The organism is Kitasatospora sp. NPDC091335 (genome assembly GCF_044757205.1).
Taxonomy (GTDB): domain Bacteria; phylum Actinomycetota; class Actinomycetes; order Streptomycetales; family Streptomycetaceae; genus Kitasatospora.
In genome coordinates this window covers 441,115-466,993 of sequence record NZ_JBIVUM010000001.1, presented here as the reverse complement: position 1 = coordinate 466,993, position 25,879 = coordinate 441,115, and the positions used below count along the sequence as shown (strand labels likewise).

Here is a 25,879-nt window from a genome sequence, read left to right as displayed (position 1 = left end):
CGGGGGCCACGGTCGGCGTCCGAATCCGCGCCCGGATCGGCGCCCGCCGCCCGACCCTCCGGCTTCCGGGCGGTCCGACCGGTGACGGCGGCCCGCGGATCCGGAACGATCGCTCCCGGGACAACCGGGAAGAGCCATCGAGGAGGACGCCATGAACCAGCGGATCGCCGTCGTCACCGGAGCCGGGAGCGGCATCGGCCGGGCCGTGGCGGTCGAACTCGCCGCGGCCGGCTGGCGGACGGTGCTGGCCGGCCGACGGCCGGGCCCGCTGCACGAGACCGCCCGGCTCTGCGCTGCCCCGGCCGACGCGGTGCCGACCGACGTCACCGACCCGGACGCGGTGGACGCGCTGTTCGCCGCGGCCGCCGGGCGCCACGGCCGGGTGGACCTGCTGTTCAACAACGCCGGCACCTTCGGCCCGGCCGTCCCGGTGGAGGAGCTGGCCGTCGAGGACTGGCGGGCCGTGGTCGACCTCAACCTGACCGGCGCCTTCCTGTGCGCCCGGGCCGCGTTCCGGCAGATGCGGGCACAGGAGCCGCAGGGCGGCCGGATCATCAACAACGGTTCGATCTCGGCGCACGTCCCGCGCCCGCACTCGATCGCCTACACCGCGACCAAGCACGCCGTCACCGGCCTGACCAGGTCGCTGTCGCTGGACGGCCGCCCGTACCGGATCGCCTGCGGGCAGATCGACATCGGCAACGCGGCGACCGACATGACGGCGGCGATGAGCGCGGGCGTCCGGCAGGCGGACGGCCGGATCGCCCCCGAGCCGACCATGGACGTGGCCGACGTGGCGCGCACCGTGCGCCACATGGCCGGGCTGCCGCTGGAGGCCAACGTGCAGTTCGCCACCGTGATGGCGACGGCCATGCCGTACGTCGGCCGGGGGTAGCCGGCGGCCTCGCAACGCGCGAGGGGCCCCAGTCGGCACCTGTCGGCCGGGGCCCAGCGCCGGGGGCTATGCCCGCCAGGTGTCGTTCAGCGTGACCGTCCCGCCCGAGGGCACCGTCGCCGTCCGGTTGGCGCCCGACTCCCAGGTCACCGCGCCGCTCGCGTCCTTGCGGACGTACTTGTACTGGAAGGACGTGCCGGCCGGCAGCGAGAGCGCCAGCGACCAGACCGGGTAGCCGGCCGAGGAGAGCGGCAGCGCCCTCGCCGGGTCCCAGCCGCCGAGCGCCGCGACGTCGCCGGCCACGAAGAGGTTCTGTCCGTACGAGGTGGCGGCGTTGACGTTGAACGAGGCTCCGGAGACGCTCGCGCCGCCCTGGACGTACAGCGCGACCGCGTCGCCCGCGCCGACCGTCGCGGTGAACTGCCCGTTGGCGCCGACCTGGTACGTCGGGCCGGTGCAGCCGCCGCCCGGCTGCGGGTCGCCGTGCTGGACGTCGCAGTAGGTGCCGGCCGGCAGCCCGGTCTGGAAGGCCCGGGTGACCGCGCCGCTCCCGCGGTTGATCGCGACGTAGCCCTTGTTGCCGCGGCCGAAGGCGATCGCGTCGGCGCCGTCGGACCACCAGTCGGTGACCCCGGTGCCCGCCACCGCGTTGCGGAAGCCGACCATGTTGGCGACCTGCCGCCAGGCGTGGGTGCAGTTCCACCCGTCCTGGTAGCAGGCCTTGACGGTGCCGCCGTTGGGCGGGCCGTCGTCCTTGTTGGTGAAGGCGTAGCCGGAGTACACGTTGGGGGCGCCGTACGGCGAGGCCAGCAGGAAGACGTTGGCCAGGGTGTAGGTGCTGCCGTAGGTGTAGTCGAGCGTGGAGCCGTTGCGCTCGGTGTCCCAGTTGTCGACGAAGCTGCGCGCCTGGCCGCTCGGCAGGTAGCCCCAGGAGGCGCCCCAGCCGCTGAGGTCGGCGAGCTTGCCGGTGGTGAACACCCGCTTGAGGTCGGTGCCGACCCGGAACTCGTCCACGTCCCCGGTGCCGGTGTACTCGCCGGGCTGGACCGGCTCGCCGGCGCCGTAGATGGCCTCCTGGACCCAGTAGGCCCCGGGGTTGGCCATCGCGGCCTTGATCGCGGCGAGGTCGGCGGCGGCGATGTGCTTGGCGGCGTCGATCCGGTAGCCGTCGACGCCGAGCGAGGCGAGGTCGTCCAGGTAGTGCGCGATGGTGGTCCGGACGTACGCGCTGCCGGTGTCCAGGTCGGCGAGGTTCACCAGTTCGCAGTTCTGGACGTCGGACCGGTCCCGGTAGTTGCCGATCGCCCGCCGGCAGCCGTGGAAGTCCTGGTCCTGGTACGTGCCCGGGTAGGCGTACTTGGTGTACGCGGTGCCGCCGGTGCCGGTGCCGGAGCCCGCCGACATGTGGTTGACCACCGCGTCGGCGATCACCTTGACCCCGGCCGCGTGGCAGGTGGCGACCATGTTCCTGAAGGACGTGCGGTCGCCGAGCCGTCCGGCGATCCTGTAGCCGACCGGCTGGTAGGAGGTCCACCACTGCGGGCCCTGGATGTGCTCCTGCGGCGGGGAGACCTCGACGAAGCCGTAGCCCTTGGGGCCGAGGGTGGAGGTGCAGGCCTGGGCGACGGAGTCGAAGCGCCACTCGAAGAGGGTGGCGGTGACGTCCTTGCCGTTGTTCGCGGGCGGGGCGGCCTGGGCGGCGGGGGCGCCGAGGGAGGTGCCGAGCGAGAGCGCGAGCGCCGCCGAGGCGGCGAGCGCACCGGCCGTACGGGCGGGCCGGCGGGACCGGTTGGGCCGGCGGGTGGGGGCGGTGGTGACCACGTCGTCTCCTGAGGGTGGCTGGGGTGGGGCAGCCGGAGGGCGAAGTGTGCAGGAATTTTCTGCAATTTGCCGGAAACTTGCAGCGCCGAACCTAGAGGCGCCCGCAGGAGCCGTCAAGGCCTCGCTCACGCCCCGGGAGGCACGTTCTCCGCGCCACGGTCCGCCGGAGCGCACGACAAGGGCCCGGCAGCCGTGGCCGCCGGGCCCCTCACCTGTCCTGGTTCACCGGCCCGTCAGGAGCCGGCCCGGGCTCAGCCGGTCTGGATGGAGGTGTCGTCGATCACGAAGCTGGTCTGGAGCGAGGCGTCCTCGGTCCCGGCGAACTTCAGGGTGACCGTCTGGCCCGCGTAGGCCGACAGGTCGAAGGTCCGCTGCTGGTAGCCGGCCGCGGCGTCCACGTTGGAGTACGTCTTCAGCGCGGTGCCGTTCACCGTCACGGCCAGCTTGTCGTACGCCGTGCTGCCCGACTCCGCGGTGTCGATGTGCAGCCAGAAGCTCAGCGTCGCCGTGCAGCCCGCCGGGATGCTCACCGTCTGCGACAGCGAGTCCGAGTGCGTGGAACCGTAGCCGTTCAGCCACGCCTTCCACGAACCACCGTGCGCCGCCTGCGAGGTGCTGTTGTCCACCACACCGCTGGAGGCCGTCCACGGCGAGGCCGTGCCCGACTCGAAGCCCGCGTTGCCCAGCAGCTGCGCCGGCGTGCAGCCGCCGCCACCGGTCGAGACGGTCCAGGTGAAGCTGGTCGTCCCGGTCTTGCCGGCCGAGTCCTTCGCCGTGACGGTCACGTTGTAGGTGCCCGCGGTGCTCGCGGTCCCGGTGATCACGCCGGTGGAGGCGTTGATCGACAGGCCGGTGGGCAGCCCGGTGGCCGTGTAGGACAGCGGGGCGGTGCCACCGGAGGCCTTGATCGACAGGTTGACCGCGCCGCCGACGGCGGTGGACTGGTTGCCCGGGTTGGTGACGGTGACGCCGCCCGGGTTGGGCGCGGTGCCGACGTTGACACCCGCCCAGGCGGTGCCGACGGCGGCCAGCTCGGCGCTGCCGGCGCCGTACAGGTCGGTGGCCGCCTTCTCCGTCGCGGTGCGCGCCGCGGCGTAGTTGGTGTTGGAGGTCATGTAGGTGGTCAGCGCGCGGTACCAGATCGCCGCCGCCTTGTCCCGGCCGATGCCGGTGACCGCGATGTTGCCCTGGGTCGGCGAGTCGTAGCTGACGCCGTTGATCACCTTCGCGCCGCTGCCCTCGGACAGCAGGTAGAAGAAGTGGTTGGCGACGCCGGACGAGTAGTGGACGTCCTTGTTGCCGACGGTGGAGGACCAGTAGTCGGCCGAGGCCCCGTCCTTGGACGGCTTGTCCATGTAGCGCAACGGGGTGCCGTTCCCGTTGATGTCGATCAACTCGCCGATCAGGTAGTCGGGGTTGTCGGTCGGGATGTTGGCGGAGAACTCGACCATGGTGCCGAAGATGTCCGAGGTGGCCTCGTTGAGGCCGCCGGACTCACCGGAGTAGGTCAGGTTGGCGGTGGCCGAGGTGACGCCGTGGCTCATCTCGTGGCCCGCGACGTCCAGTTCGGTGAGCGGCGCGGTGTTGTTGGAGCCGTCGCCGTACGTCATGCAGAAGCAGGAGTCGTCCCAGAACGCGTTCACGTAGTTGTTGCCGTAGTGGACGCGGCTGTAGGCGCCGACCCCGTCGTTGCGGATTCCGCTGCGGCCGAAGGTGTTCTTGTAGTAGTCCCAGGTGGCCGCGACGCCGAAGTGGGCGTCGACCGCGGCGGACTCGCCGTTGCTGACGGTGCCGTCGCCCCAGGTGTCGGTGGACTTGCTGTACAGCGTCCCGGCGCCCGAGGTCCCGTGGTTCAGGTTGGTGGTGTACATCCCACCGCGGGCGCCGTCCTTCATCTGGTACGTCGACCCGGACTGGGTGGTGCCGATGGTGACGTTGCCGACGAAGACGCCCTTGCCGGAGCCGGTCTCGATGCCGTCCCACTGCTGGATGACCTGGCCGCTGGTGGCGTCGGTGACGACGTGCATCTTGCTCGGGGTGCCGTCGGCCTTGGTGGAGGCGACGACGGTCTCCCAGGCGAGCCGGGGGCTGTTGTCCGAGGCCCAGACCACCAGGCGCGGCGCGGTCTCGACCGCGGTGCCCTGCTCGGCGGCGAGCGCGGCCGACTGGGCGGCCGGCGCGGCCAGCTTCGGCGTGGTGCCGACGCCGCTCAGCGAGGCGGTGCTGGCCCGGTCGACGCTCTTGGTCGCGCCGGTGGGCGCCTGGTGCACCACCAGGTCCCCGCCCAGGACGGGCAGTCCGTTGAGGGTGCGCTCGTACCGCAGGTGGCGGGTGCCGTCCGCGTCCTGGATGACGTCCTTGGTGACCAGATTCTCCTCGCCGCTCAGGCCCAGGCTCTGGGCGAGGGAGGCGGTCTGCTGGTTCGCCGCGGAGATCAGCTGGGCGCGGTTCGCCTGCTGGGCCGCGACGGCGGCCGGCGCGTCCGGCGTGGCCGCCTGGGCGATGACCGGTATGCCGGTCACCAGCAGCGCGGTGGAGGCGGCCATGACAACCGCCGCCTTCCGGGTGTGAGCGTAACGGGACATGCGGACTCCTTTTCCGACCGGCGCTGGGTCGCGCACGGTGGAGAGAAACCTGGGCCGCTGGATTGCGGCGCAGTGGGGGCCCCCGCCGGGTACGACGGGAGTGCGGATGCGGTGCTCACAACTCGTTCGCAGGGTCGGGACGCGCTGCACCTGAACTGGACCGGCCGCACCGGGGGGTGGGGTCCCCTCGTCTACAGCCGGGGGAATCGTGGCAGCAAACCAGCCGTTGATGACAGATGCATGCCATGGATTGGCCGATTCATTACCGAAACCGTATGGAGGACTGTTCGTCAGTTGTGTTACCCCACGGCAAACTCGTGAACACGGTTTTCATGCCCCGGGTGAAGTTCGATCACCACCGGAGGTCGGTGACCAGCACTCAGGGCCGGTGTCGGCACCGGCGGGTGGCCGACAGCGCCCGGCAGGCCCGGCACATCACAGTTCCGGCCGTGCCACTGACGCTTTCCGGCCATTGTCCGGCCGGAACGGAACCGACCCCGGCCGGACCGCGACCGGGCCCCGTACCGACTGAACAGTGGTACGGAGCCCGGGAGTTGTCAGGGTGTACGAATCAGTACCGGACGCATCGGCGCCGGAGGATTCGGCGCCGGACGAGTCGGTACCGGACGAATCAGTGCTGGACGAACACCGCCACGGTGCGGCCCGGCACGGTGAAGGTCCCGGTCCCGGCGTCGAAGCCGGACCGCTGCACCACCCGGTCCGCCCCGCCCGCCTGGACGGGGTGCAGCGCCTGGCCGGTGCCCTTCAGCGCCGGGACGGTCTGCGCCTGCGCCGTGGGCGTGGCGTTGAACACCACCGTGACGCCCTTCTCCGCCCCCGCCAGCCCGGTGCCGTCCAGGTGCAGGGTGATCACCCCCGGCGTCTCACCGGCGGTGCCGGAGAGCGGGTAGGAGAGCCGCTGCTGGACGGCGTCCAGGGTGGGCAGCGAGAACAGCGGGGAGGACCGCTTGATCCGCAGGAACTCCCGGTACTGCGCCGAGGCCGCGCCGATGTCGGCCGCGCCGACGGTCAGCCGAGGGTCCGCCAGCAGGGCCGCGGCGGCCGGCCACTGCGACCGGTTGTCCTCCGCCGTCGGCAGGCCGCGCCCCCAGCCGTTGCCGGCCGAGGCGTCCCAGTGGATCGCGTTGAACCAGTCCCCCGAGTCGTAGGAGTTGGAGTCCAGCGACTTGGAGCGCAGCAGGTCGCTGCCGGCCTGGGCGAAGCCCGCGCCCTGGGTGAGCACGGTCAGCGAGAGCCCGAGCGCCTGCATCCGGGCCCGGTCGGCGGGCGCGGTGCCGGTCGGCAGCTTGTAGGCGAGCGCGTCGAAGAGGTCGGTGTTGTCGTGGGCGTCCACGTACTCCACCGCCTCACCGGGCTTGGCGGCGTACCCGGTCGGGGCGCCGTTGTAGTCGACCCCGGCGCCGGTGACGGGCTTCCCCGAGCTGTCGGTGAAGGCGTAGCCGGCCAGGTTGCCGGTCAGCCCGACCTTCACCTGGTCCATCCGGTGCAGCAGCCCGGCCTTCTGCTCCTCCGGGGTGCCGTTCGCGGCCGAGCCGTTCGGGTCGGTGTACAGGCCCGAGGCGAAGCCCTGCTGCGGGGCGGAGTCCAGCATGAAGTTGCCGCCGCGGGCGGCGTCCCTGATCCGGTCGTCGAAGGTGGCGATGCCGGTGCCGGCCATGTTCTGCTGGGTGGCCTGCTCGAAGCGGGCGTTGTCGGCGACCGCGCCGAAGTTCCAGCCCTCGCCGTAGAGGAGGACGTTCTTCCCGTCCACGCCGTCCGAGTCCGGCGTCATCCTCCGCAGCGCGGCCTGGACGTCCAGCATGGTGGACTTCGGGTCCAGGCCCATCAGGTCGAAGCGGAAGCCGTCCACCTTGTACTCGCGGGCCCACAGCGTCACCGAGTCGACCACCAGCCGGTTCATCATGGCGTGCTCGGGCGCGGTGTCGGCGCAGCAACTGTCCGTCGTCACCTTGCCGTTGGCGTCCAGCCGCTGGTAGTAGCCGGGGACGACCTCGTCCAGCACCGAGTGCTCGGCCTGGCCGGCGGCCGCGGTGTGGTTGTAGACCACGTCCAGCACCACCCGCAGCCCGGCCGCGTGCATCGCCTGCACCATCTGCCGGAACTGCACGGTCCGCGCCGTTCCTGCGGGGTCGGTGGCGTAGGAGCCCTCCGGCACGTTGTAGTGCAGCGGGTCGTAGCCCCAGTTGTACGCGTCGTCGGCGGCCACCGCCGCCACGCACTCCTGCTGCGCCGGGCCGTCCTTCGGGAGGGACTTGAGGTCGCAGGCGGGCAGCTTCCGGTCCGCCGGGTTCTCCCGGATGGTGGCGATGTCGAAGGTCGGCAGCAGGTGCACGGTGGTCACCCCGGCCTCGGCCAGCTCCCTGAGGTGCCGCATGCCCGCCGAGTCCGACTCGGTGAACGCCAGGTAGGTGCCGCGCTCGGCGGCCGGGACGGTCGGGTCCTCGACCGAGAAGTCCCGGACGTGCAGTTCCTGGATCTGCTGCTGCGCGGGCGGGACGGCCTTCGGGCGGGCGTGGTCGTCCCAGCCCTCCGGCTTGAGCTCCCCGGCGTCGAGGTCCGCGACCAGGCTCCGCCGGGAGTCGGTGGACAGCGCCACCGAGTACGGGTCGGTGACGGTGTTGACCACCGACTGCTGCGTCGAGGGCGCCCAGACCTTCACCTGGTACAGGTAGTACCTGCCGTCCAACTCGCGCTTGTCGCGGACGACTTCCCACACTCCGGTCTCGTCGTCGCGCTTCAGCGGCAGCGTCCTGGGGGTGCCCCCGGTGGCGCTGTCGAAGACCTGGACGGAGACCTCCTGCGCGGTCGGCGCCCACAGCGAGAGCGCCACCTTGCCGTGGTAGTAGGCCGGCCCGAAGTCCACCTTGGCGGTCCGCCCGGCGTACAGGTCGTCCAGCACGCCCGGGATCTGCACCCCGGTGGCGGCCAGGACGGCGCCGCTGGGCAGGTGTTCGGTGAACAGCAGCCGGCCGCGCAGCGCGGCCGGCACCCGGGCGGCGTCCCTGGCGTCCACGGTGAAGGCCCGGTAGCCCGCCAGGTGCGGGTACTTCGCCTTCTGGGCGTCGGTCAGCCCGCCCCTGGCCGGGGTGAGCCGCAGCCACTTGCCGGGCTTGGTCAGCGCGCCCCTGTCTGCCCGGATGCCGCCCTCGGGGTCGTACACCAGCTGGGCGCTGGTGCCGCCGGCCAGGGCGTCGTCGCCCGCGCCGTAGTTCGCCGGGACGACGACGGTCCTCGCGTCGATCCACTGGGCCCTGGCGCCGGTGAGGTCCACCTGCGCGGAGGCGGCCGGGCTCTGCGGCAGCAGGTAGCCCTCCCGGCCGCCGAGGATCCAGACCTCCTTGCCGGTGACGGCGAGGTCCAGCGACTGGTCGGTGGGCAGGTCCTTGTCGTTGCCCTTGTGCAGGATGTAGCTGAGGCTGGTCGCGCCGGGGGCCAGCGGCACCTCGAAGACGGCGCCGAAGGCGTCGCGGCGCGCCGGCGTCAGCGGCTTGCCCCAGTCGGTCGGGGTGGCCGCGCCGGTCCAGTCGTGCAGGCCCCAGCCGTCGTATTCGCCGTCGGCACGGTTGTAGTGGACGACGGCGGTGTCCGCGGGCTGGGTGTCGGGCGGGCCGGGGTTCGTGGTGCGCACCGCCGGGTCGCCCTGCCCGAGCCACACCTCGCCGGTGCTGCCGGCGTCGAGGTGCCGGTCGGCGTCCACGTCCTTGACGCCGTCCTTCTCCACGACGAAGCCGACGTCCGAGGCGCCGGGCCTGAGCCGCACGTACGCGAAGGCGCCGTACGCGTCCCGCCCGGTGAAGCCGTGCCCGGCCGGCCACGGGGTGGTCTCGCCGTCGGCGAGGTCGCCCCAGGCGTAGAGGTTCCAGCCGTCGTAGTCGCCGTCCGGCCGGTTGTAGTGGACGACGGCGTACGGGCGGGAACCGGCGGTGGGTGCCGGCTTCGGCGCGGGGGTGCCGGTGGTGAAGCTCGCGGTGGCGGAGCGCAGCCGGCCGCCGGAGTCCTGCACGACGGCCTTGTAGCGCACCACCGTGCCGGGGGCGACGGCGCCGAGGTCCTGGGTGACCAGGTACTTCCCGGTGTCGGCGGTGCCCAGGGTCTGCCAGGGCCCGTTGCCGATCCGGGCGGCGAAGCTCACCCGGTTGAAGCCGCCGTCCGTCCTGGCACCGACCGTGACCAGGCCGGTCGCGCCGTCCGCCGGCGGCTGCACCGAGAGCTGCGGTGCGGCGTTCGCGGCCGCGAGCCTGCCGCCGGCCTTGAACACCACGGAGGACAGCGCCGGCACGGTGACCGTCACCCTGCGGTCGGCGCCGCTGGTGAGCCGCTCTCCGGCAGCCGGGAAGATCCGGTCGAAGCCCATCCCCGCCGAGAAGGTGTCCAGCGTGACGGTCTTCGGCTCGGTGGCGTTGTTGACCGCCGCCAGGTACTCGACCTGCTGCCCCGCGTCGATCCGGGAGAAGGCGTACACGCCGGCGCCGTCGGCGGCGTACCGCTCGATCTGGGCGCCGTCGGCCAGGGCCGGGTTGTCCCGGCGCAGCCTGGCCAGCCCGGCGATGCCCTGGTAGAGCTCGCCGCCCTGCCCGTACCGGTCGGCCGGGCCCGAGGGGCCGCCGAGCACCCGGTCGGCGTTGTACGAGTCCGTCTTCGAGGCGAACAGGTCCTGCCTGGCCTCCTTGTCGCCGCCCGCGCCGGTGAAGCCCTGCTCGTCGCCGTAGTAGACGACGGGCTGGCCGCGGGTGAGGAACTGGAGCTCGGTGCCGAGCCGGTCCTTCCTCAGCAGGGTCGCCTCGTCGGCGCCCGGGTTGTCGGCGAGCAGGAAGGAGCCGAAGCGGCCCATGTCGTGGTTGCCGAGGAAGGTCGGCAGCTCGTACGCGTCGGTGTCGGCGCCGGTGTAGCGGTAGTCCTGGGCGTAGACGTCGGCGAGGTTGCGCGCCGAGCCGCCCTGCGAGACGTAGGAACGGGCCGCGCCCTGGAACGGGAAGTCCAGGGTGGCCTGGAGCCTGCCCTTGGTGACGTACGGCGAGGTGACCGCCGGGTCGCCGGAGTAGACCTCGCCGAACATGAAGAACTTCTTGTTGCCCTGCTTGGCGGCGAAGTCCTTGAGCGCGGGCGCCCACTGCTGCCAGAACGCCATGTTGACGTGCTTGACGGTGTCGATCCGGAAGCCGTCCACGCCGGCGTCCCTGACCCACTGCTGGTAGACCTTCTCGAAGCCCTTCACCACCTTGGGGTTCTGGGTGTCGAGGTCGTCCAGGCCGCTGAAGTCGCCCTCGGTGGCGGACTCGCCGGCGAAGGTCGAGTCGCCCCGGTTGTGGTAGAGCGCGGGGTCGTTGAGCCAGGACGGGGTCTTGGCCCCGGCGTCGGCCGGGCTGCGGAACACCGGGGTGTAGGGGAAGGAGTCCTTGCCGGTCCTCGGCCAGGGGGTGCCCGCGTCGGCGACGGCGGTCTCGTCCACCGGGTTCCCGTCCGCGTCGAGCGTCGGGTAGGCGCCGGCCGAGCGGTAGCCGTACTGCTTCTCGGCGTAGTCGATGACGTCGGCGGTGTGGTTGGTGATGACGTCGAAGAAGACCTTGATGCCGCGGGCGTGCGCCTTGGCGATCAGCTCCTTGAGCTGCTCGTTGGTGCCGAAGTGCGGGTCGACCTGGGTGAAGTCGGTGATCCAGTAGCCGTGGTAGCCGGCCGAGGCCTCGGCCCCGCTGCCCTGCACCGGCTTGTTCCGGAAGATCGGCGCCATCCAGATCGCGGTGGTGCCGAGGTCCTGGACGTAGTCGAGCTTCCGGATCAGTCCGGCCAGGTCGCCGCCGTGGTAGAAGCCCCGGTCGGCGGGGTCGAAGCCGTTCTCCAGCCGCCCGCCCGTGATGCCGCCGGTGTCGTTGGCCCCGTCGCCGTTGGCGAAGCGGTCGGGCAGGACGAAGTAGAACTGCTCGCGGGTGAGGTCGTGCCGCCCCGCGGTGGCCGCGAGGGCGGCGTCCGAGGGCGGGGCCGGCGGGGCGGCGGCGAGGGCCGCGGGGGCGCCCCCGAGGGTGGCGGCGGTCAGTGCGGCGGCCAGCAGCACGGCCGTGCGGCCCGGCGGTCTGCGCCGGCCGGTGGTTCGTCGGGACGTGCTCCGTCGGGGGCGGAGCGGGACATCGGCCACTGAGGGCTCCCTTAGGGGAAGGGGCGATCGATTTCCCAGGAAGCTAGCGGCCTGCAATATGTTTCAGCAAGATGCAGAAATCGTTACGTGCCCGGACGTTCCAGGTGGTGGACCGTCTCCCGGCACCCCGATTACTCCCCCGGAGCGACGGGCGTGACAATGGAACGTATGTCCGCTCCACCGGTACGCACCAAACCTCAGAGCACCCCCTACCCCGGTGGGCGCCGGCCCCTAGCCCTCAAGGGGGACAGCCGGTGAAGAATCCACTTCCAGAGGATGAGCAGACGGCTACGAGTGGTCTGGCAGACTTGGCCCCCATGGGGGAACCGACCGAGATCCAGCGAGCCGGCGCCGGGCGCGCCGACGCGGCCAGCGGTGGCGGTTCCGAAGCGGTGACGGCCGTCCCCGGCCGCCTGCCCGACGGAGCCACCCGCGCCGCGCAGTCCCGTACCGCCGCCCTGCGCGGCCGCATCCACGCGCAGCGCCGGTCGCCGGCCCGGCCGCGGATCTGGTTCGAGCTCGCGCTGATCGGGATCAGCTACTGGATCTACTCGATCGTGCGCAACGCGGTTCCCGAACAGGAAGCGATAGCCCAGAAGCACACGCGCTGGATCTGGGAGCTGGAGCAGCACCTCGGCATCGCCGTCGAGCGCTCGGTCAACCACGCCGTGGACGGCGTCGGCTGGCTCATCACGGGGATGAACTACTACTACGCGACGCTGCACTTCGTCATCACGATCGGCGTGCTGGTCTGGCTCTACCGCCGCCACCCCGGACGCTACGTCGCGGCCCGCACCGTGCTGTTCGTCACCACCGGGATCGCCCTGGTCGGCTTCTACTTCTTCCCGCTGGCCCCGCCCCGGCTGATGACCGACGGCGGCTTCATCGACACCGTGAAGGTCCACGGCACCTGGGGCTCGATGGCCTCCGGCCCCGCCGCGCACGTCTCCAACCAGTACGCGGCGATGCCCTCGATGCACATCGGCTGGTCGATGTGGTGCGGCCTGGCGATCTTCTTCCTGGCCCGCCGGACGTGGGTCAGGGCGCTCGGCCTGCTGTACCCGGCCGCCACCCTGGTGGTCATCGTCTCCACCGCCAACCACTTCTGGATGGACGCCGTCGGCGGCGAACTCTGCCTGGCCGTGGGCTTCCTCGCCGCCCGCTGGCTGTACCACGAGTGGGTCTACCGACTGCCCAGGGTGCCCGCCAGGGAGACGGCTGCCGAGCAGCCGGTCACCGTCCCCGAGCAGTGGAGCGAGCCCGCGGTCAGCACCGCGCGCCGCTGACCCGCGAGACCTCGGAGGGGCCCCGGTGGGGCCCCTTCCGCATGTCCGGGGCGGTTCAGCCGATGCCGTAGAACAGCCGGTCCACCACCGCCCTGGCCCGCCGGGTGGTCCGCCGGTAGTCGTCCAGCAGCTCACCGCTGTGCCCGGAGCCGTACCCGAGGTAGCGGGCCACCCCGGCCAGCTCCCTGGCCTCCCCGGGGAAGCTGTCCCCGGGGCGCCCGCGCACCAGCATCACCGCCGCCCGCACCCGGGAGGCCAGCACCCAGGCCGCCTCCAGCACCCCGGCGTCCTCCGGCTCCACCAGCCCGGCCCCGACGGCGGCCACCAGCGCGGCCCTGGTCCTGGTGGTGCGCAGGGCCGGCAGCTCGTGCCCGTGCCGGAGCTGGAGCAGCTGCACCGTCCACTCCACGTCCGCCAGCCCGCCCCGGCCGATCTTGGTGTGGGTGGTCGGGTCGGCCCCGCGCGGCAGCCGCTCGGCCTCGATCCGGGCCTTGATCCGGCGGATCTCCACCAGGTCCCGCTCCGGCACCCCGCCGCCCGGGTAGCGCAGCGGGTCGATCAGCTGCCGGAACCGCAGGCCCAGCTCCTCGTCCCCGGCCACCGGCTCGGCCCGCAGCAGCGCCTGGCTCTCCCAGGTGTGCGACCAGCGCCGGTAGTACGCCGCGTACGAGGCGAGGGTGCGCACCAGCGGGCCGCTGCGCCCCTCCGGCCGCAGGTCGGCATCGACCAGCAGCGGCGGCTCGGTGGAGGGCGCGCCCAGCTGGGTGCGCAGTTCGTGGCAGACCGCCTGGGCCGCCCTGGCTGCCTCCTCCGCCAGCGAGCCGAGCAGCGGCTCGTGGACGAAGAGCACGTCCGCGTCCGAGCCGTAGCCCAGTTCGTGGCCGCCGAAGCGGCCCATCGCGATCACCGAGATCCGGGTCGGCAGGTCCCCGTGCCCGGCCTCCCACCCGGCGACGCAGGCGCGCAGCGCGCCGCGCAGGGTGGCGGCGTTGAGCGCGGTGAGCGCCTCCCCCGCGGCGTCCAGCGCCTCGGCCGGGTCCTCGCCGAACCGGCCGAGCACGTCCGCGGCGGCGGTGCGGAACAGCTCCCGGCGGCGCACCGACCGGGCGGCCGCCACGGCGGCCGAGGTGGATCCGGCCCGGCCGACGGCGGCCAGCACCTCCCCCTCCAGGGCGGCCCGGCCGCGCGGTTCCAGGCCGTGCGGGTCGCCCAGCATGGCCACCGCCTCGGGCGCGCGCAGCAGCAGGTCGGGGGCGAGCCGGCCGGCCGACAGCACCCGGGCCAGCTGCTCGGCGGCGGCGCTCTCGTCCCGCAGCAGCCGCAGGTACCAGGGGGTGCGGCCGAGCCCGTCGGAGACCTGGCGGAAGTTGAGCAGCCCGGCGTCCGGGTCGGCCGAGTCGGCGAACCAGCCGAGCAGCACCGGCAGCAGGGTGCGCTGGATCGCGGCCTTGCGGCTCACCCCGGAGGCGAGCGCGCTGATGTGCCGCAGCGCGGCGGCCGGGTCCGCGTAGCCGAGCGCCTCCAGCCGGGCCCTGGCCGCGTCCGGGGTCAACCCGGTGGCGCCCGGCGGCAGTTCGGCGACGGCGTCGAGCAGCGGCCGGTAGAACAGCTTCTCGTGCAGCCGCCGGACCTCCATCGCGTGCCGCTTCCACTCGCGGTGCAGCGCGGCCACCGGGTCGGCCCGGGTGTCGTCGTTGATCAGGGCGGCCAGTGAGCGGGCCAGCCGGCGCTGGTCCTCCGCCCCGGTGGGCATCAGGTGGGTGCGGCGCAGCCGGTACAGCTGGATGCGGTGCTCCAGCGAGCGCAGGAAGCGGTACGCGGCGTCCAGCGAGGCGGCGTCGGCCCGGCCCACGTAGCCGCCCCTGGAGAGCGCGGCCAGTGCCTCCAGGGTGTTGCCGCTGCGCAGGGCCGGGTCGGTGCGGCCGTGCACCAGCTGGAGCAGCTGGACGGAGAACTCGACGTCGCGCAGCCCGCCGGGGCCGAGCTTGAGCTGGCGGTCCAGCTCGGTGACCGGGATGGAGTCGATCACCCGGCGGCGCATCTGCTGCACGTCGGCGACGAAGTTCTCCCGGGTGGCGGCCTGCCAGACCATCGGGGCGAGCGCCTCGACGTACGCGGCGCCGAGTTCCGCGTCCCCGGCGACCGGGCGGGCCTTGAGCAGCGCCTGGAACTCCCAGGTCTTGGCCCAGCGCTGGTAGTAGGCGAGGTGGCTGGCCAGGGTGCGCACCAGCGGGCCGTTGCGGCCCTCGGGGCGCAGGTTGGCGTCCACCGGCCAGATGGTGCCCTCGCCGGTGGTGTCCGCGCACAGCCGGGTGAGGGCGGCGGCCAGCCGGGTGGCGGCCCGGATCGCCTCCTGCTCGTCCACGCCCTCGCGCGGCTCGGCGACGAAGACGACGTCCACGTCCGAGACGTAGTTGAGCTCGCGGCCGCCGCACTTGCCCATCCCGATCACCGCGAGCCGGCAGGCCGCGGCGGCCTCCGGGTCCTGTTCGGCGGCGAGGTCCAGGGCGGTCCGGAGGGTGGCGCCGGCCAGGTCGGCGAGTTCGGCGGCGGTCTGCGCGAGGTCGGTGGTGCCGGTGAGGTCGCGGGCGGCGATGGCGAGCAGGCAGCGGCGGTAGGCGACGCGCAGCGCGTCCGCCGGGCCGCGGTCGCCGGTGCGGACGCCCTCGGCGAGGGTCCGGCGGAAGTCCTCGGGGCCGGGGTGCATGTCGCGCAGTTCGAAGGTGACCAGCACGTGCCAGTCGTGCGGGTGCCTGGCCAGGTGGTCGCCGAGCGCGGTGGAGACGCCGAGCACGCCGAGCAGCCGGTCGCGCAGCGGCTTGGAGGTGGTGAGGGTGTCGCGCAGGGTGTGCCGGTCGGCCTCGTCCGCGGCCTCCAGCAGCCGGGCCAGGCCGAGCAGCGCGAGGTCGGGGTCGGCGGTGGCGCCGAGCGCGTCCAGCAGCAGGGGATCGTCGCCCAGGCCCTCGAACCCGGGGCCCTCCAACAGCCGCACCGCCCGCGCCGGGTCGCCGAACCCCCGCCGGACCAGCCGGTTCTCCGGCCTGCTGACCCTGCTCCCGGCCCGCTGCTCCTCCACCGCCATCGGCCCCTCCATCCGTCCGCCCCAGCAGGTTACGCGTCCCTACGGCCCGCCGCCGGACGCGACCGCCGGGTGGACGCACCGGTCACGGCGGACGCGGCCGGCGTGACCTCTCCCCCGCCGCGCTCGTTCACCCGGACGCCGCCCCGTCCCCGCCGTCAGCCGTCCCCGCCGCCCCCGGAGCGCCGATGTCCACGACAGGCCCCCACCGCCTGCCCTCGCTCACCGGGCTGCGCTTCTGGGCCGCCCTGCTGGTGGTGCTCTACCACCTCTCCCGCAAGGCCGGCGAGCTGCCGCTGCTCAGCCCCCTGGCCTGGTACGGCCGTTCGGGCGTGACGTTCTTCTTCGTGCTCTCCGGCTTCGTCCTGGCCTGGACGTACGGGGCCTCGCCCGCCCCGGCGGCGGTCTTCGGCCGCCGCCGCTTCGCCCGGATCTGGCCGCTGCACGTGCTGACCACGGCGCTGTCCCTGGGCGCGGACGCCGCGATCGGCGCGGTGCTCCCGGTGGCGGCCGCCCTCTGGTCGCTGGCGCTGGTGCACCCGTGGGCGCTGCCCACCGTGTACGGCGGCAACGCGGCGTCCTGGTCGCTGGGCGCCGAGGCCTGGTTCTACCTGCTGTTCCCGCCGCTGCTGCGGCTGCTGGCCCCGCGCCGACGCGGCTGGCTGCCGCTCGCGGCCCTGTGCGCCGTGCTCGGCCCGCTGCTGTGGGCGGCCGGCCCGCTGCTGCCCGCCGACCCCGCGGTGCGCGGCTGGCTGCTGGACTACCTGCCGCTGACCAGGACCCCGCAGTTCGCCCTCGGCGTGGTCACCGGCCTGGCCGTCCGGCACGGCGTCCTCCCCCGGGCCGGGTTCCCGCGGCCCGGGCTGCTCCCGGCGGCCGCCGCCGTGGTGCTCTGGCACCTGCTGCTGGTCCCCTGGCACGCCGCCGTCCCCGACGCCCTCTGGTACGGCCCGTACAGCGCCTCTCAGCTGGTGCCCGCGCCGCTGTTCGCCGCCCTGCTGGCGGCCGCCGCCCGGCGCGACGCCGCCGGGACCGCGCCCCGGCTGCTGGCGGGCCGGACGGCCGTCCGGCTCGGCGAGTGGTCGTACGCCTGGTACCTGGTGCACGAGATCGGCATCCGCTGCTGGCTGGCCGTCCAGGGGCGCCCGGCGCCGGGGGCCGCGACGCTCGGCGTCTGGCTGCTGCTGGCCGGCGGCTCGCTGGCCGCCGCCGGTGTCCTCTACCGCTGGGTGGAGCGCCCCTGCGAGCGGCTGCTGCGCGGCGCCCCGCGCGGCCGGGACACGGCGGCGCCGCTGCCGCCCCGCGGGGTGCGGGTGGTGCGGCAGCGGCGCCGTGGTGCGACGGGGGATCAGCCCTCGGTGGAGCCGTCCAGGTTGACGTAGGCGTAGAAGACGCCCAGGTCGTAGCCGTCCTTGTCGGTGTCGAAGAGCACCTTGATGTCGGTGTCCCCGTTGCGCAGGAACGGCGAGATGTCCCAGCGGTTGGAGTCGTAGCCGAAGTTGTTGCGGTTGTACGGGGTGCGGATGAACTGGTCGGCCGGGGTCAGCTCCTCGATGGTGGAGTTGAACGCGTCGTTGGAGGCGTGGTTGAGGTCCGAGAAGAGTGCCTGCGGGCCGTTGGTGGACTTGATGGCGAGGGTGTCGCCGGTCCACTTGAGGTCGCCGTCGTAGACCACGAAGCCGAGCTTGCCGGCCACCGGACCGGAGGCGGGGGTCCGCAGCCCGGTGAGGTCGAACTCGCGCGGCGGGCTGTCCGGCAGCTCGACCCGGAAGCCGTCCCACAGGTGGACGTGCCGGTACGGCTTGCACTCGTTCTCGTACGCGACCACGATCGTCCAGCCGCCCCAGCTGTGCGGCTTCACCACCGAGTCCATGTTCGCGACGGTGTAGCTGCCGTTGCCGGCCTGCTTGACCAGGTCGGTGATGTCGGCGGAGGCCTGGTAGCTGCTCTCCACATCGGTGGTGATGTAGCCGATGGAGGGCTGGTCGTTGGCGATGTTGCGGTACTGGGCCTCGCCCGGGACCTTCAGGTACACCTCGTCGATCCGGTCCTCCGGCAGCACGACGTCGTCGATGCCGCGGGTGCCGCCCCAGTACAGCCGGGCGTACTTGACCTGGGAGCCGTCGATCAGGCCCAGGTCGGCGGAGCTGGCGGAGTAGATCGCGTCACCGAGCGGGCCGACCGAGCCCGGGTCGATGTTGATGTACTTCATCTCGTACTTGTTGTTGATCGGCCTGGTGCCGAGGCCCTTGCGGGCGTCCAGGCAGTTCGGCTGCTCCGGGTCGAGCGGCGCCTTGGTCTCGTCACAGGTCATCAGCGAGTTGCTGATCCTGGTGATGGAGCCGTGGAAGTCGCCCTCGAAGCGGGTGGTGAACGGCAGCTGGTTCTCGATGATCGTGGTGGCCCGGTGCTGCGCGCGCTGCGGGTGCTGCGCACCCGCTTCCGCACCGGTGGCCGTGCCCGAACCACGGGCGTCGGCGAGGGTCGGGGCGGCCAGCAGTTGGCCCGCGACGGCGGCGATGGCGGCGCCCGCGACGCAGGCCCGGCGGGCGAGCAGGCGGGCGGCTGCGGCACGGCTGACGGAGGAGTTCATGTGATCCTCTCAGGACGGAACGGACGAGCAGGCCCAATCGGACCACAACGTTCCGTCACGTGACCGTCACATAACGCCACTGTCGACCCGATGCGTCGTCAGATCCACTCCAGAGGACGGCCCGCTGTCCTCCGAGCGGGGGACGGCGGGCCGCTGCCGGTTTGGGCGGGTTTCACCCGCTTACAGCACCTGGAGGTTCTTCCGCAGTTCGAACGGGGTGACCTCGGAGCGGTACTCCTCCCACTCCTTGTGCTTGTTCCTCAGGAAGAAGTCGAAGACGTGCTCGCCGAGGGTCTCGGCGACGAGTTCGCTGCGCTGCATCAGGTCGATGGCCTCGCCCAGGTTCTGCGGCATCGGCTGGATGCCGAGGGCGCGGCGCTCGGAGTCGGACAGCGCCCACACGTCGTCGTCGGCGCCGGGCGGGAGTTCGTAGCCCTCCTCGATGCCCTTCAGGCCGGCCGCGAGGGTGACGGCGTAGGCGAGGTACGGGTTGCAGCCGGTGTCCAGGGAGCGGACCTCGATCCGGGTGGAGCCCTGCTTGCCCGGCTTGTACATCGGCACCCGGATCAGCGCCGAGCGGTTGTTGTGGCCCCAGCAGATGTAGGACGGCGCCTCGCCGCCGGCCCCCGCGGTGCGCTGGGAGCCGCCCCAGATCCGCTTGTAGGAGTTCACCCACTGGTTGGTGACGGCGGCGGTCTCGGCCGCGTGCTTCAGCAGGCCCGCGATGAAGGACCGGCCGACCTTGGACAGCTGGTACTCGGCGCCGGACTCGTGGAAGGCGTTGCGGTCGCCCTCGAACAGCGAGACGTGGGTGTGCATGCCGCTGCCGGGGTGCTCGGAGAAGGGCTTGGGCATGAAGCTCGCGTGCACGCCCTGCTCCAGCGCGACCTCCTTCATGACCAGCCGGAAGGTCATGATGTTGTCGGCGGTGGACAGCGCGTCGGCGTACCGCAGGTCGATCTCCTGCTGGCCGGGGGCGCCCTCGTGGTGCGAGAACTCCACCGAGATGCCCATCGACTCCAGCATGGTGATCGCCTGGCGGCGGAAGTCGTGGCCGACCCCGCGCGGGGTGTGGTCGAAGTAGCCGGACTGGTCGGCGGGGATCGGCGGGGTGCCGTCGCCGGGCAGGTTCTTCAGCAGGAAGAACTCGATCTCCGGGTGGGTGTAGAAGGTGAAGCCCTGCTCGGAGGCCTTCTCCAGGGTGCGCTTGAGCACGAACCTGGGGTCGGCGTAGGACGGCGAGCCGTCCGGCATCAGGATGTCGCAGAACATCCGGGCGGTGCCCGGGGTCTCCGAGCGCCACGGCAGGATCTGGAAGGTCGTCGGATCCGGCTTGGCGATCATGTCGGACTCGTACACCCGGGCGAAGCCCTCGATCGCCGAGCCGTCGAAACCGATGCCCTCCTCGAAGGCCTGTTCCAGCTCGGCCGGTGCCACCGCGACCGACTTCAGGAACCCGAGCACGTCGGTGAACCACAGCCGGACGAACCTGATGTCACGCTCTTCGAGCGTCCGAAGCACGAACTGCTGCTGCTTGCCCATGGGGACAGTCTCACCTCTGCTCTTTACGCTCGTGTTACGCCCCGGCGGTCTTGGAAAGACCTCGTAAAGCGACTGCCCCCCATTCTGGCCGATCCCCGCCCCGCCCGGCAGTGCCGACCCCCGGCGGCCGACCCCCGACGGCCGGGCCCGGCCCAGCACATCGCGTCAGTCGGACGATTAAAATCGGAGCATGCCCACTCTTCGTCTCGCCCTGTGCCAGATCGATCCCTGGGTCGGTGACCTCGCCCGCAACAGCGCCGAGGTGGTGCGCAGGACGGGGCAGGCCGCGGCGGCCGGCGCGCAGCTGGTCGCCTTCCCCGAGATGGCCCTCACCGGCTACCCGGTGGAGGACCTCGCCCTGCGCGGCTCCTTCGTCGAGGCCTCCCGCGGCGCGCTGGTCGAGCTGGCCGGCCGGCTGGCGGCGGACGGGCTGGGCGAGGTGCCGGTGGTGGTCGGCTACCTCGGCCGCTCCGAGCACCCCTCGCCGCGCCTCGACCGCCCGGCCGGCTCTCCGCAGAACTGCGCCGCGGTGCTCCACCGGGGCGAGGTGGCGACCCGCTTCGCCAAGCACCACCTGCCCAACTACGGCGTGTTCGACGAGTTCCGCTGGTTCGTCCCCGGCGACCAGCTGCCGGTGCTGCGGGTGCGCGGGGTGGACGTCGCGCTGGCCGTCTGCGAGGACATCTGGCAGGACGGCGGCCGGGTCACCGCCGCCCGGGAGGCCGGGGCCGGGCTGCTGCTGGTGGTCAACGGCTCCCCGTACGAGCGGAACAAGGACGACCTGCGGCTGGAGCTGGTGCGGCGCCGGGCGGCCGAGGCGGGCTGCGCCCTGGCGTACGTCAACATGGTCGGCGGCCAGGACGAGCTGGTCTTCGACGGCGACTCGGTCGTGGTCGGCGTGGACGGTGAAGTCCTCGCCCGCTCACCGCAGTTCGAGGAGCACCTGCTGGTGCTGGACCTCGACCTGCCGGCCGCCGCGGGCGACGACACCGACGGCCTGCTGCTGAGCGACGGGCTGCACCTGGTCCGCACCGAACTGGGCGGCGGACCGCCGGCCGCGCCCGCCGGGAGGCTCACCGCCGAGGTGGCGCCGCGGCTCTCGGACGAGGCCGAGATCTGGGCCGCGCTGGTCTCCGGCACCCGGGCGTACGTGACCAAGAACGGCTTCCGGTCCGTGCTGATCGGCCTCTCCGGCGGCATCGACTCGGCGCTGGTGGCCGCGATCGCGGTGGACGCGGTCGGCGCGGAGAACGTGCACTGCGTCTCGATGCCCAGCCGCTACTCCTCGCAGCACTCCAGGGACGACGCGGCCGAGCTGGCCCGCCGCACCGGGGTGCGCTTCAGGACCGTCTCCATCGCCCCGATGTTCGACGCGTACCTGGGTGCCACCGAGCTGACCGGCCTGGCCGAGGAGAACCTCCAGTCCCGGCTGCGCGGCACCCTGCTGATGGCGATCTCCAACCAGGAGGGGCACCTGGTGCTCGCGCCCGGCAACAAGAGCGAGCTGGCGGTCGGCTACTCGACCCTCTACGGCGACTCGGTGGGCGCGTACGCGCCGATCAAGGACGTCTACAAGTCGCTGGTCCTCCGGCTGGCCCGCTGGCGCGACGAGGAGGCCGTACGGCGCGGCGAGGTGCCGCCGATCCCGGAGAGCACCCTCACCAAGCCGCCGTCCGCCGAGCTGCGGCCGGACCAGGTGGACACCGACTCGCTGCCCGACTACGGGCTGCTGGACGCGGTGCTGGCCCGCTACGTCGAGGGCGACGAGGGCCGGGACGCGATCGTGGCGGCCGGCTTCGACCCGGCCGTGGTGGACCGGGTGGTCCGGCTGGTCGACACCGCCGAGTACAAGCGGCGCCAGTACCCGCCGGGTCCGAAGGTCTCGGCGAAGAACTTCGGCCGGGACCGCCGCCTGCCGATCACCAACCGCTGGCGGCGCGGGTAGCGCCGGCAGCGGTCAGTACCGGTAGGTGGCGGCCACCGGGAGGTGGTCGCTGCCGTCCCTGGACAGGGTGCGGGAGTCGACCGGGTCCAGCCCGCCCTTGCTCATGATCTGGTCGATCCTGGCCATCGGGAAGGCCGCCGGCCAGCTGAAGCCGAAGCCGTCGCCGGCGGCGCCCTGGGCCGAGCGCATCTGCGAGGTGACCGGCGCCAGGCTGCGGTCGTTCATGGTGCCGTTGAGGTCGCCGAGCAGCAGGACCTTCTTCAGCGGCTCGGCCTGGATCGCGTCGCCGAGCGCCTGGGCGCTGAGGTCCCGCTGGTTGACGGTGAAGCCGCCCTCGGCCTTCAGCCGCACCGAGGGCAGGTGCGCCACGTACACCGCGACCGGGCCCTGCGGGGTGGTGACCTCGGCCCGGAAGGCCCTGGTCCAGCCCATCTTCAGGTCCACCGGGGAGACGTCGCCGATCGGGTACTTCGACCAGAGCCCGACCGTGCCCTCCACGGTGTGGTACGGGTAGGCACCGGCGAGCCCGGTCTCGTACGAGCGCAGCTGCCGGCCGGCCAGCTCCTGGAGGGCGACGATCTGGGCGCCGGAGTCCACCAGGGTGCGGACGGTGCCGGGCACGTCGGTGTTGGCGGCGGCGACGTTGTGGCTGACCACCGTCCAGTCGCCCTTGCCGCCGCTCCGGTCGGCCAGCAGGCCGCCGAACAGGTTGGCCCAGAGCACCGCGGGCAGCAGCAGGGCGATCAGCGCGGTGGCGGAGCGGCGCAGCAGCGCGGGCACCAGCAGCACCGGGACGGCCATGCCCAGCCAGGGCAGGAAGGTCTCCAGCAGGCTGCCGAGGTTGCCGGCCCGGTTGGGCACCTCGGCGTGGAAGCCGAGCAGCGCGGCGGTGAGCACGGCCAGCACGGCGACCACCAGGCCGCGCCGCCAGGTGCTGCTGCCGCGGGCGTCCCTGCCCCAGTGGCGCAGGCCCAGGAAGCCGCCGCGGGGCGCCGCGGGGGCCGGGCCGTCGGAGCCGCCCCCGGGGGCCGCGATCCGCTCGGTCCTGTCCGCCTGCGCCATGCCGTGGCTCCCGTCGCTCGTGCCGCCGGTCCGCCGCGCGGCCCGTGGAAGGTGCGGGCACGTACCGGACCGGTGCCGGTTCGATCGGTTGCCCGGCTCAGCCTATGCCGGGACAGACGTCGGGCCCGCTGAGCGGGTTCCGGCGCGGCCCGGTTTGGTGAGCCAGGACACGTCAGGACAGATCAGGACACGGTCACCGGGGCGCGATGCCCTCGAGCACGGTGTCGACCAGCCGGCGGGCCAGGTCCGGGTCCTCCAGGTCGGAGTCCTCCGTCAGGAGGCTGCGGTAGAGGACCGGGCCCATCAGCAGGTCGCCGAGCAGCTCCACGTCGAGGTCGTCCCTGATCACGCCCTCGGCCACGGCCTGGCGGATCAGCTGGAGCCCCATCGCCCGGCGCGGTCCGATCACCCGCTCCTGGTAGGCGGCGTGCAGCTCGGGCAGCGCCTGCACCTGACCGAGCGCGGCCCTGAGGACCCAGCGGGTGCGCTTGGCCAGTCCGCGCCGGCGGATGTAGTCGACCATCGCGATCAGGCCCTCGCGGGCGCCCTCGCCGGCGGGCTCGGGCAGCGGCTCCTCCAGCCGGCTGACCACGTCGACCAGCAGGGCCTCCTTGTTGGGCCAGCGCCGGTAGATGGTGGCCTTGCCGACGCCGGCGGCGGTGGCGATGCCCTCGATGGTGAGTTCGGACAGCGTGGTGCCGTCGGCCAGCAGGTCCTCCACCGCGGTGACGATGGCCTGCTCGGCGGCCTCGCTGCGCGGCCGGCCTCGGCGTACGACGGCACAGGCCTGCTGCCCGGTGCCGGCGTCCGGGGTGTCGGTCCTCATCCCCGCTGTTCTCCCTCGCTGTCCCTGGGCGCGCGGGCGCCGTGCCGTCTCGGTTGGCGGTCCGCACGCGGGCGGGGGCCCGTCCTGCGGACCGAGGCCCCGCCGTCCCGGGCGCACCCGGGCGGCAGGGCCATTGTCGCTCAGCCGTCCCGCACCGCCGAGCCGTCGTCCTGCCCGGCCGCAGGTCAGGCCTCCGCGGTCGCGGTCTCCCGCTCCTGGCCGCGCTGCCCGGGGGCCTGGCCGGCCGGGCCCCCGGGGGCGGCGGAGCGGCCGGGCAGCAGGAACCAGGCGACGGCGGCACCGATCACCGAGACGCCCACCGACAGCGAGGCCACCACGTGCATCGCGTGGATGAAGGAGTCGTGCGCCGGGGTGATCAGCGCCTGGCCGCCGGGGATCCGGTCGGCGATGGCCAGGGTGGCCTCCAGCGACTCGCCGGCCTTGTCGCGCAGCCCCTCGGGCAGGTGGGTGAGGGTGTCGGACATCCCGTCGCGGTAGACGGTGGAGAGCACCGCGCCGAGCACGGCGACCCCGAGCGAGCCGCCGACCTGGCGGAAGGTGTTGTTGACGGCCGAGCCGGCGCCGGCCTTCTCACGGGGCAGCGAGGCCATGATCGCGACGGTGACCGGCGGCATGACGTGCGCCATGCCGGCGCCCATCACCAGGCCGAGCACGACCAGCACCCAGATCGGCGTGGTGGCGGTCAGCACGACGTAGCCGACGAAGCCGAGCGCGACCAGCAGCATGCCGCCGGCGGCGGTGGCGGCGACGCCGAGCCGGTCGACCACCAGCCGGGCCCGCGGCGCGAACACCAGCTGGGCGGCGGCCAGCGGGAGCATCAGCACGCCGGCCTGGAGGGCGCTGTAGCCGCGCACGCTCTGGATGTAGAAGACGCCGAAGAACGAGACGCCCATCAGCGCGAAGAAGATCACGCCGACCACCACCACGGAGGCGCTGAACACCCGGTTGCGGAACCAGGTGACGTCCAGCGCGGGGAACGCGGTGCGGCGCTCGAACCAGACGAAGGCGACCAGTGCGACCACGCCGACCAGGGTCGGCACCCAGGCCTCGGCCGCGGTGAAGTCGGCCAGCTCGCCGCCCTTGATGATGCCGAAGATCAGCGCGACCAGGCCGATGATCGACAGCAGCACGCCGACCGGGTCCAGCCGGCCCGGGCTGGGGTCCTTGGACTCGGGGACCAGGATCACCATCGCGATCACCGCGACGATCACGATCGGGACGTTGACCAGGAAGACCGAGCCCCACCAGAAGTGCTCGATCAGCAGGCCGCCGGTGATCGGGCCGATCGCGATGGCCAGGCCGACCGCGCCGGCCCAGATGCCTATCGCCTTGGGCTGCTCCTCGCGTTCGAAGACGTTCATGATGATCGCCAGCGTGGCGGGCATCGCGAGCGCGCCGCCGACGCCCATCAGGGCGCGGTAGCCGATGAGTTCACCGGGAGAGGCGGCCATCGCGGACAGCAGCGAGGCGATGCCGAAGACCACCATGCCGGCCAGCAGCGCGCGCTTGCGGCCGAACCGGTCGCCGAGCAGGCCCGAGGTGAACAGCAGCCCGGCGAAGACCAGGGTGTAGGAGTTGATCGACCACTCCAGGTCGCTCTGGGTGGCCCCGAGGCCCACCGGAGCGGGGGTCGCGATGGTCTTCATCGCGACGTTGAGGATCGAGTTGTCGAGGACGACGACGAGCAGGGCGAGCACCAGGGTGCCGAGGATCGCCCAGCGCCGGCGGTGGATGGCTTCCGGCACGCGAGGTGGCGCGGCTGCGGTGGTCATGGGTGTTCCCGTCCGTGGTGGTGTGGCACTGGCGGGCAATTCCGAGCCGCATGCGTCTCGTAACCCCCGGGCATCAGGGTAGCGGCCAATACGATACGAGACGACTCCGTTTCGTAAAGAGGAGGCAAATTCGGGGGCCTCCCGCGCACCCCGGCGCGGGCGCGCCGCGCACCCGGCGGGCCGCGGACCGCCACGGGACGCCGGCACCCCCCTTTGCGCCGGAGCCGGGGCGTGCAAGCATGGAGGGGATCCGGGGACGCCGTACGGCGCCACGAGACGACAACCCTTCAGGAGTCCGTTC

At 72.9% G+C, this 25,879-nt stretch carries 13 protein-coding genes; 4 read left to right on the top strand and 9 right to left on the bottom strand.

Annotated elements, in window-relative coordinates; all coding sequences use genetic code 11:
- Nucleotides 1-151: 151 nt before the first annotated feature.
- Complete coding sequence (locus tag ACIQOW_RS02070) at nt 152-895, top strand: SDR family oxidoreductase (RefSeq protein WP_401078709.1); 744 nt, start codon at nt 152-154, stop codon at nt 893-895.
- 66 nt (nt 896-961) lie between these two features.
- Here ACIQOW_RS02070 and ACIQOW_RS02065 read toward each other — a convergent pair whose 3' ends face one another.
- From ACIQOW_RS02065 to pulA, 3 genes are all read right to left on the bottom strand, one after another.
- Complete coding sequence (locus ACIQOW_RS02065; RefSeq protein WP_401078706.1) at nt 962-2,716, bottom strand: carbohydrate-binding module family 20 domain-containing protein; 1,755 nt, start codon at nt 2,714-2,716, stop codon at nt 962-964.
- A gap of 251 nt (nt 2,717-2,967) precedes the next feature.
- Nucleotides 2,968-5,301 carry a M4 family metallopeptidase gene (locus tag ACIQOW_RS02060; RefSeq protein ID WP_401078704.1) on the bottom strand — a complete coding sequence of 778 codons (2,334 nt, stop codon included), beginning with the start codon at nt 5,299-5,301 and terminating at the stop codon, nt 2,968-2,970.
- A 631-nt stretch (nt 5,302-5,932) separates the two neighbouring features.
- Nucleotides 5,933-11,452, bottom strand: a complete 5,520-nt coding sequence (gene pulA, locus ACIQOW_RS02055) for a pullulanase-type alpha-1,6-glucosidase (protein ID WP_401078701.1) — start codon at nt 11,450-11,452, stop codon at nt 5,933-5,935.
- Between the two features lie 317 nt (nt 11,453-11,769).
- Here pulA and ACIQOW_RS02050 point away from each other — a divergent pair, with 317 nt between their 5' ends.
- On the top strand, nt 11,770-12,738 hold the full coding sequence (locus ACIQOW_RS02050) for a phosphatase PAP2 family protein (protein ID WP_401078698.1): 969 nt from the start codon (nt 11,770-11,772) through the stop codon (nt 12,736-12,738).
- A gap of 55 nt (nt 12,739-12,793) precedes the next feature.
- On the opposite strand, the gene ACIQOW_RS02045 is transcribed toward ACIQOW_RS02050, so the two are convergent.
- Nucleotides 12,794-15,820, bottom strand: coding sequence for a bifunctional [glutamine synthetase] adenylyltransferase/[glutamine synthetase]-adenylyl-L-tyrosine phosphorylase (locus ACIQOW_RS02045; RefSeq protein WP_401078696.1), 3,027 nt, complete (start codon nt 15,818-15,820; stop codon nt 12,794-12,796).
- A 185-nt stretch (nt 15,821-16,005) separates the two neighbouring features.
- Between ACIQOW_RS02045 and ACIQOW_RS02040 the strand changes: the two genes are divergently transcribed.
- A complete protein-coding gene (locus ACIQOW_RS02040) occupies nt 16,006-17,199 on the top strand; it encodes an acyltransferase family protein (protein ID WP_401078693.1) in 1,194 nt (397 codons plus the stop codon).
- Here the strand turns inward: ACIQOW_RS02040 and ACIQOW_RS02035 are convergent.
- Nucleotides 17,166-18,410, bottom strand: coding sequence for a hypothetical protein (locus ACIQOW_RS02035; protein ID WP_401078690.1), 1,245 nt, complete (start codon nt 18,408-18,410; stop codon nt 17,166-17,168). The two genes, ACIQOW_RS02040 and ACIQOW_RS02035, sit on opposite strands and share 34 nt — an antisense overlap.
- A 180-nt stretch (nt 18,411-18,590) precedes the next feature.
- The gene (glnA, locus tag ACIQOW_RS02030; RefSeq protein WP_188296447.1) at nt 18,591-19,952 is read right to left on the bottom strand and encodes a type I glutamate--ammonia ligase; all 1,362 of its coding nucleotides are present in this window, start codon (nt 19,950-19,952) and stop codon (nt 18,591-18,593) included.
- Nucleotides 19,953-20,142: 190 nt separating this feature from the next.
- Between glnA and ACIQOW_RS02025 the strand changes: the two genes are divergently transcribed.
- Nucleotides 20,143-21,897 (top strand): NAD+ synthase, encoded by a 1,755-nt coding sequence (locus tag ACIQOW_RS02025; RefSeq protein ID WP_401078686.1) that lies wholly within the window; start codon nt 20,143-20,145, stop codon nt 21,895-21,897.
- A 12-nt stretch (nt 21,898-21,909) separates the two neighbouring features.
- On the opposite strand, the gene ACIQOW_RS02020 is transcribed toward ACIQOW_RS02025, so the two are convergent.
- The 3 genes from ACIQOW_RS02020 to ACIQOW_RS02010 form a co-directional block, all read right to left on the bottom strand.
- Nucleotides 21,910-22,959, bottom strand: a complete 1,050-nt coding sequence (locus tag ACIQOW_RS02020) for an endonuclease/exonuclease/phosphatase family protein (protein ID WP_401078684.1) — start codon at nt 22,957-22,959, stop codon at nt 21,910-21,912.
- Nucleotides 22,960-23,152: 193 nt separating this feature from the next.
- Entirely contained in the window at nt 23,153-23,785 is a 633-nt protein-coding gene (locus ACIQOW_RS02015) for a TetR/AcrR family transcriptional regulator (protein WP_401078681.1), read from the bottom strand.
- Nucleotides 23,786-23,970: 185 nt separating this feature from the next.
- Complete coding sequence (locus ACIQOW_RS02010; RefSeq protein WP_401078678.1) at nt 23,971-25,578, bottom strand: DHA2 family efflux MFS transporter permease subunit; 1,608 nt, start codon at nt 25,576-25,578, stop codon at nt 23,971-23,973.
- Between the last annotated feature and the right edge of the window lie 301 nt (nt 25,579-25,879).

Excerpts from the sequence above, each read along its gene's own strand:
- ACIQOW_RS02070 (WP_401078709.1), top strand. The coding sequence starts at position 152 with ATGAACCAGCGGATCGCCGTCGTCACCGGAGCCGGGAGCGGCATCGGC.
- ACIQOW_RS02060 (WP_401078704.1), bottom strand. The coding sequence starts at position 5,301 with ATGTCCCGTTACGCTCACACCCGGAAGGCGGCGGTTGTCATGGCCGCC.
- ACIQOW_RS02050 (WP_401078698.1), top strand. The coding sequence starts at position 11,770 with ATGGGGGAACCGACCGAGATCCAGCGAGCCGGCGCCGGGCGCGCCGAC.
- ACIQOW_RS02045 (WP_401078696.1), bottom strand. The coding sequence starts at position 15,820 with ATGGCGGTGGAGGAGCAGCGGGCCGGGAGCAGGGTCAGCAGGCCGGAG.
- ACIQOW_RS02040 (WP_401078693.1), top strand. The coding sequence starts at position 16,006 with ATGTCCACGACAGGCCCCCACCGCCTGCCCTCGCTCACCGGGCTGCGC.
- ACIQOW_RS02035 (WP_401078690.1), bottom strand. The coding sequence starts at position 18,410 with ATGAACTCCTCCGTCAGCCGTGCCGCAGCCGCCCGCCTGCTCGCCCGC.
- glnA (WP_188296447.1), bottom strand. The coding sequence starts at position 19,952 with ATGGGCAAGCAGCAGCAGTTCGTGCTTCGGACGCTCGAAGAGCGTGAC.
- ACIQOW_RS02025 (WP_401078686.1), top strand. The coding sequence starts at position 20,143 with ATGCCCACTCTTCGTCTCGCCCTGTGCCAGATCGATCCCTGGGTCGGT.
- ACIQOW_RS02020 (WP_401078684.1), bottom strand. The coding sequence starts at position 22,959 with ATGGCGCAGGCGGACAGGACCGAGCGGATCGCGGCCCCCGGGGGCGGC.
- ACIQOW_RS02015 (WP_401078681.1), bottom strand. The coding sequence starts at position 23,785 with ATGAGGACCGACACCCCGGACGCCGGCACCGGGCAGCAGGCCTGTGCC.
- ACIQOW_RS02010 (WP_401078678.1), bottom strand. The coding sequence starts at position 25,578 with ATGACCACCGCAGCCGCGCCACCTCGCGTGCCGGAAGCCATCCACCGC.